Source organism: uncultured Corynebacterium sp., from assembly GCF_902782855.1.
In the GTDB taxonomy this organism is placed as follows: Bacteria; Actinomycetota; Actinomycetes; order Mycobacteriales; family Mycobacteriaceae; genus Corynebacterium.
Genome location: NZ_CACZOO010000046.1, coordinates 1 through 6,475, shown reverse-complemented (window position 1 = coordinate 6,475; position 6,475 = coordinate 1). Strand labels below are relative to the sequence as shown.

Annotated in this window: 4 protein-coding genes and 2 pseudogenes; 3 read left to right on the top strand and 3 right to left on the bottom strand. The window is 70.7% G+C overall.

Going from position 1 to position 6,475, the window contains the following annotated elements; genetic code table 11:
* Both QZV72_RS01960 and QZV72_RS01955 read left to right on the top strand, forming a co-directional pair.
* Positions 1 to 204, top strand: a pseudogene (locus QZV72_RS01960) (AAA family ATPase); the annotation flags it as partial.
* Positions 201 to 3,683: a DUF5682 family protein gene (locus tag QZV72_RS01955; RefSeq protein WP_297004561.1), complete on the top strand. Its 3,483-nt coding sequence runs from the start codon at positions 201 to 203 to the stop codon at positions 3,681 to 3,683. The pseudogene QZV72_RS01960 and the gene QZV72_RS01955, both read left to right, overlap by 4 nt.
* 1 nt (position 3,684) lies before the next feature.
* Here the strand turns inward: QZV72_RS01955 and QZV72_RS01950 are convergent, their stop codons facing one another.
* The 3 genes from QZV72_RS01950 to QZV72_RS14870 are packed head-to-tail and all read right to left on the bottom strand — an operon-like array spanning position 3,685 to position 5,176.
* Positions 3,685 to 4,515 carry a DUF4261 domain-containing protein gene (locus QZV72_RS01950; RefSeq protein ID WP_297004558.1) on the bottom strand — a complete coding sequence of 277 codons (831 nt, stop codon included), beginning with the start codon at positions 4,513 to 4,515 and terminating at the stop codon, positions 3,685 to 3,687.
* Between the two features lie 42 nt (positions 4,516 to 4,557).
* Positions 4,558 to 4,740 (bottom strand): PDDEXK nuclease domain-containing protein, encoded by a 183-nt coding sequence (locus tag QZV72_RS14875; RefSeq protein ID WP_367119081.1) that lies wholly within the window; start codon positions 4,738 to 4,740, stop codon positions 4,558 to 4,560.
* Complete coding sequence (locus QZV72_RS14870) at positions 4,718 to 5,176, bottom strand: DUF1016 N-terminal domain-containing protein (protein WP_367119080.1); 459 nt, start codon at positions 5,174 to 5,176, stop codon at positions 4,718 to 4,720. The genes QZV72_RS14875 and QZV72_RS14870 overlap by 23 nt, the downstream gene beginning before the upstream one ends.
* Before the next feature lie 208 nt (positions 5,177 to 5,384).
* Here QZV72_RS14870 and QZV72_RS01945 point away from each other — a divergent pair.
* Positions 5,385 to 6,475 (top strand): annotated as a pseudogene (locus QZV72_RS01945) (hypothetical protein); the annotation flags it as partial.

The window sequence follows — 6,475 nt, the reverse complement described above, 5'->3', positions numbered from 1 at the left end:
GGTTCGGAGGGCGCGGTGTCCGGTGCGGTGTCACTGCTGCCCGGCCACCTGCTCGGCGCGGTGCGCAAGGACGACGACAAGGACGCCGCCCGCCTGCAGGCCTACTGGGACGCCACGGTGCGGCGGCGCGCCGGCGAGGAGACCGGAGACGCTCGCGCGGCCCTGTGGCGGAAACTCTGGGACCACCGCGGGGACCTGCGGTGACGACTCGTCCGGAGCGGGCTGACCCGGTATGGGACCGGTTGGCCGCTGACCCCGTGCCGGGTGACCGGCTCACCGTCCTCGGCGTCCGGCACCATTCCCCGGCCTGCACCCGCGCGGTGTGCGCCGCGGCCGAGGAGCTGCGTCCGGCGGCGGTGGCGGTGGAGTTCCCCGCGGACCTCGCCGGGCATCTGCGGTGGTTGGGGAACCCGGACCTGGTCACCCCGGTGGCGGTGGCCGCGGCAGTGAGCCCGGCGGCGACCCCGGCGACCCCCGGCGACCAGGGCATGATTGACCCGGGGGCGATGTCGCTCTACCCGTTCGCCGACTTTTCCCCGGAGCTGGCGGCGGTCCGGTGGGCGGTCGCCCACGGTGTCCCGGTCCATGCGATCGACCTGCCGGTCGGGGCGGTGGACGTCACCGGCCCGCGGGAACCCGGGGAAACGTCCGACCTGACCCCCACCGTCGACGTCACCGACCTTGTCGGCCAGGACTCCTGGGACGCCAGGGTGGAGACTCCGTCGGTCGGCGCGGACTGGTGCAGGGTCCGCCGTGCGGCGCTGGCCGTCGGCTACGCCTCCCGGATCAGTGAGCGGTCGGTGGACGCCCACACCGCCGCCCGGGAGACCTGGATGCGCCGGGCGCTCGACGGGATCGACGGTCCTGTGCTGGCGGTGGTGGGCAGCTTCCATGCCGCGGCGCTGGTGGCGGAGGACAATGTCGAGGCGGACCCCGCCCCGGAGATCCGTCCGGTCGTCTCCTCACTGGTGCCGTACTCCTTCACCCAGCTCGACAGCCGCAGCGGCTACCCCTCCGGCATCCGCGACCCACGGTGGCGTCAGCTGGTTCTCCCGGTCAACTCCCCCGGTCAGGTCCACGCACTTGTCACCGACGTTGTCACCGATGTCGCCCGGGCCCTGCGGTCTGCCGGTCATCCCGCAGGTCCGGCCGAGGCCGCCGAGACGGTGCGGGTCGCCACGGGTCTCGCCGCGCTGCGGGACCTGCCGGCACCGGGACGCGGCGAGGTCCTCGAGGCACTGACCACGGTCCTCGCCCAGGGGTCCGTCGCCGGGCACGGGCGGGCCGTCGCCGCGGCCCTGCAGCAGGTCATGGTCGGCGACCGGCTCGGGGAACTGCCCCCGGACTGCCCGGAACCTGCCCTGCTCGCCGCCGTCCGTGAGGAGGCCGCCGCCCTCGGCATGCCCACGAGGGAACGCTCGGCGGCGAAGGACGTCCGCGTCACACCGTTCGGTGGGCGGACCGGACTGGCCCGCCATGTCCTGTTGGAACGCTTCGACGCCCTGGACGTCCCTTTCCTCGTCGAGTCCACCGCCGGCAGCACCCGTGGCCTGGAGAACCGCAGTTACACCGCCACCGTCTCCTGGCGGACCCACACCACCGCCGCACTGGGTCTGCTGAGCTCCTCGGGCGTCACCCTGGGACAGGCCACGTCCATGGTCCTGCTCGGCCGGCTCACCCGGGCGCGGGGCTCCGACGGCGACCCCGGTATCCCCGATGTCCTCGCAGTCCTGCGGGACGCCGCCCGGACCGGGTCCGACACCGCCCTGAGCCGCGCTCTCGACGCCTTCGGTCCGCTGCTCGGCTCGATCGGGTTCTCCACGGCGGTGCAGGCGACTGAACTGCTCGGGTCGGTCGCGGGTCGTCTGCCCGCCGCCGCCCTCCTCTCGGACCGCACCCGCGACCGGTGCGCCGGGCTCGCCGACCGCACCGCCGGGGCAGTCGTCCGGGAGATCGAGGGAGTGTCCGGCAGTGACGATCCGGCGGACGCCCGCATGCTGGGGCGCGCCGCGTCCCTGATGGACGACCACGCCACTGAGCTGACCGGGGCCCTGGGCGGACTCGTGGATCACGGATCGCCGCTGATGTCGGGGGCCGCGCTGGCCGTGCTTGACCGGGTGGGAGGGCAGGCGGCGACGCACGGTTCGGCGTCCCGGATCGGCAGCTGGCTCGATCTCGGTGCCCATGCGGCGACGCGACGGGTCCTGGAACGGCGACTCACCGGGTACCTCGCCGCCGCCCGGAACACCTGGGTCAGCTCCGGGTCCTTGACCGGACTCATCGAGCGGGTGAACACGGTCGATGACGGACTTTTCGTCGCCGCCCTCCCACCGTTGCGGGGAGCCTTCGACACCGTCTCCCCCGCCGAACGGGAGGATTTCCTCGACGAGCTGGCACTTCTGCTCGACGAACGGCCGGACGCAGGAACGGACGTCTCCGCCGACCAGGTGTCGTCCTTCGCCGCCGCGGACATCGCCGCACGGCACCGGCTGGAGGCGCTCGGGCTGGCCGACGTGCATTTCGCCCCGGAGACCCGGTGGCGGCTGATCCTCGGCGCGGACCCCGAGGAGCTTCCCGCCACGGCGTCCCGACTGGCCGGTACCCTCGACGAGCTCTACGGTGATCCGGGCAGTGACCCCACCGGTGCGGCCGACGGTCGGATCCGGGGACGCCGGGGTCGCACCGGTGGACCGCGCCGGGTCAACGTCCGCACCTGGTCCGGGGAGATCGAGGCATTGTTCGGCGCTGACCAGGTCCAGGAGATCCTCGCGACCGCGGCGGAGAAGGGCAGGGTGGACGCCCTGCTCGGCCCCGACGGTCGCGGAACCCTTGATCCGGAGGTGGTGCGCCCGTCCGTGGAGCTGTTGAGCACGGTGTTGAGCCTTCGGGGTGCGCTCTCGGAGTCACAGCTAGGAATGCTGCGCCCCCTGGTGTCGAAGCTCGTGGCGGAGTTGACGAAGGAACTGGCGTCGACGATCACCCCGGTGCTCGCCGGGCTGGCGGGGAGCCGACCGACGACCCGCCGATCCGGGAAGCTGGACCTTCCGGCGACGATCCGACGCAACCTGGGCCACGTCACCGAGGTGGACGGGCGACGACTGATCGTCCCGGAGACGCCGGTGTTCCGCTCCCCGGTGCGCAAGACCTCGCCGTGGCACATCATCGTGGTGGCGGACGTGTCCCCGTCGATGGAGGCGTCCACGGTGTACGCGGCGGTCACGGCGGCGATCCTGTCGGGTGTGTCGACATTCCGGCTGAGTTTCCTCACCTTCGACTCCGAGGTCATGGACCTCTCGGAGCACACCGATGACCCGCTCTCACTGCTGCTGGAGATCTCCCCCGGTGGTGGAACGGACATCGCGAAGGCGGTGGCGGTGGCGTCGCAGAAGATCACCGACCCGACCCGCACCGCAATGGTCGTCATCAGCGACTTCGAGGAGGGCGGGTCGGTGACCGCCTTGGTCGGCAGGGTCCGTGACCTGGTGGAGTCCGGGGTACGGATGCTGGGCTGCGCGGCGTTGGCCGACGGGGACACCGGCTCCGGTGCCGGTGGAACCGGACACGGCACGACCGGAGTGGCCTACAACGTGGGCGTCACCCGGCAGCTCGCCGCGGTCGGAATGCGCGTCGCCCCGGTCTCCCCGGTGCAACTGGCCCGCTGGGTCGGCGAGGTGCTGGGGTAGGTCACATCCCGATCCGGAACGCCGGCACCGCCGGATCGACGATCCACGGCTCCGCATGCAGGGTGAACAGTTCCTCGGCGCTGCGTCCGGTGGACTGACCGTCGGAGAACTCCTCACCTTCCAGGATGAGGTAGGCGGAGGTGTCCATGAGGTACATGAACAGGTCCGCCGGTGCCATGGCGGTGTTCTCCACCTGAAGTTCCGGATGCCCCATGGACCAGAGCCCGTGGGTGTGGGCGGAGAACCCCTCCGGGCCCCGCATCAGACGCGCGGACACCCACAGCGGCCACGGGGTCGACCCGAACTGTCCGGTCATCACCTGCTGGACGAACGTGAGTCCGTAGGTGGCGGCGGCGGATCCGGAGTAGTACCCGGCAAGGCCCGGCAGACGGGACAACGCCATCGTCACCATCCCGTGGATCCTGGCGGTGACCAGCTGCAGTTGCCGGTGGGTGAGGTCGGCGACCTGTGCCGCGGCGTCTCCGGCGAACTCGGGGCGCACCGCGACGAGGATCTGCGCCCGGTGGGTGGAGATCCGTTCCAGTTCCTCCCCCTGGCAGTACAGCTGATGGGCGTTGGATTCCGCCTCATGACCCGGGACCGGGGCATCGATGAGGGTGAGGAAGACCGTCGACCCGGATTTCCCGATACGGACTTCGACGACCCCGTCCTGCCCGTCGGCGGGGGCTGCGGTGATGTCGAGCTCGCCGGGTACGTCGGTGACGGTCGCGATCACGTCTTCCTGTGTCGGTAGTTCATCGAACAGCAGGTCACCGAGTACGAGATGCGGTTCGAAGGCGGCGGACGGGGTGGAGGGGTTCTCGTCGGACATGGTCGCGAGGGTACCCGAGGCTCCGTGGTGCGCCGCGAGGGGTCAGTCGAGTTCCCTCCTCGCGACGCGCTCGGACGCCGCGACGAAGGTCCAACCGTTACCGACCTCCGGGAGCAAGGACTCCAGTTCCCGGATGATCGCGTCCTCGAGGTCCTTCTCCTGCCGGGTGTCCTGCAGCCCGAGGAAGTCCAGGAGGTACGGGTCACGGAAGCTGTCTGTCGGGATGACGGAACTGGCGGAGGTCTGGGCGTTGGCGATCTCCTTGCGCTCGTAGCCCTGACGACCGATGAGGTCGCGCAGGGCGCGGACGCTGAGCTTCCCGGCGATCGCCTGGTCGATGTAGAAGGCGCGGGCTTCCTCGGTGGGGACGGGAAGGACCGCCCTGAAGTGGGGTCCAACTCAATTGTGGTCCCAGCGAGACCACAATCTCCTTGTCGGGGAAGAGCTGGGCAAACTTGACCATCCGCTGCAGGTTGTGGGCCTCAAACCCCTTTCCGAAGCGCTCGGTCAATTGTCGCCCCAGCGTGGCGACAATCTGCCGGGAGTACTCCGCACGCTCGCTGCCGAGCACCTCGATATCGATGAGACGGCCGATCCGCCAGTTCATCATGGTCAGCGCGGCGTTCGCCCGGGTGGCAACGTAGGTCCGGGTCTGCCCGATGACGGTCGACGCCTGGGTGAAGAGCGAGTCAGCGAACGCATTGTGTCAAGCTATTCTGCCCCACACCATGGACGCTCCTCCGCCAGAACCCATCGACGCCAGCGCTGCACCAGTTGTGGCCCCAGTGAGGCCACAATTCGGTTGCCGGCCGCAGACACCAAATCACCTCCGAGTTCTGCTGTCCGATGCCCCCGTTAGAATCCCACCCATGCACTTCTCCGATGACACCGGAATGACCGCCACCGCCCTCCTCGACAAGGCCCGGACCATGCCGTTCGGCGAGGAGGAGCGCAGCGTCCTCCGCGAAGCCCTGGCGCTGACCCGGGAGACCGGCGACCAGGACGCCGAGTTCCTCGCCCTGGTCGCCTTGTGTGACAGCCTCGGGAACGCCGAAGAGAACGCCGAGTTCCTCACGCACTTCGCCACCGCCGTCGCTCTCCATGACCGGGACCCGCAGCGGTTCCCCGGCCTGGGCGACGGCGCCGGTACGAACCTGTTCTGGCAGTACAAGCACGCCGCGCACACCATCGCACTGTCCTGCGTCTTCCCCCGCGCACAGGCCGACACGGTGCTCGACGAGATGGAGGCGCACTTCCGGGCGGCCGGCGCGCCCGAGACCTCGGTGGACATCGCCCGGCGCGATGACGCGGTCGTCAACGGGGACGTGGAGACCGCCCTGGCGCTGCAGACGCGGATCGACGCCTCCGACGGCCACGACCTGGACAATGAGTGCCCGACCTGCCGCCTTGCGGGGCGTTTCGACCTCGCCGTGCGCGTCGGTGACCTCCAGACGGCGCACGGACTGCTCATGCAGATCCTCGACCACGGGCGGACCCCCTGCCCAGTCCAGCCTGAGATGGCGCTGGCGGACTTCATGCTCATCACGCTACGGCACGGGGACCCGGATTTCGCGGCCTACGCGCAGCGCACCAGCGCCGCAGCGAACGTGCGCTTCCAGTCACCCGACAGCGTCGGCCGGCACATGGAGTTCCTGGGGGTCACCGGCAACTACACCCGCGGTCTCGGACTGCTCGAGCGTTACCAGCGGGACCTGCTCTCCGACCCGCTGGACACTTTCTCGCACTTCGGGTTCCTCTCCGGCGCCCTGGTCCTGCTGACCGCCACCGACCGCGCCGGGTTCGGGGACGTCGTCGTGTCCGGTTCCGGGGCTCCGGACCTGGTCCGGTTCTTCGGGTCGCAGAATGCCCCGGGCACCGGGTCTGCCGAGTCCGCCGGGTCCGCCGGGTCCGCCGGGTCCGCCGGGTCCGCCGGGTCCGCCGGGTCCGCCGGGTCCGCCGG

What these genes read in the sequence shown, in the direction of transcription:
- QZV72_RS01950 (WP_297004558.1), bottom strand. Translation starts at nt 4,515, where the DNA reads ATGTCCGACGAGAACCCCTCCACCCCGTCCGCCGCCTTCGAACCGCAT.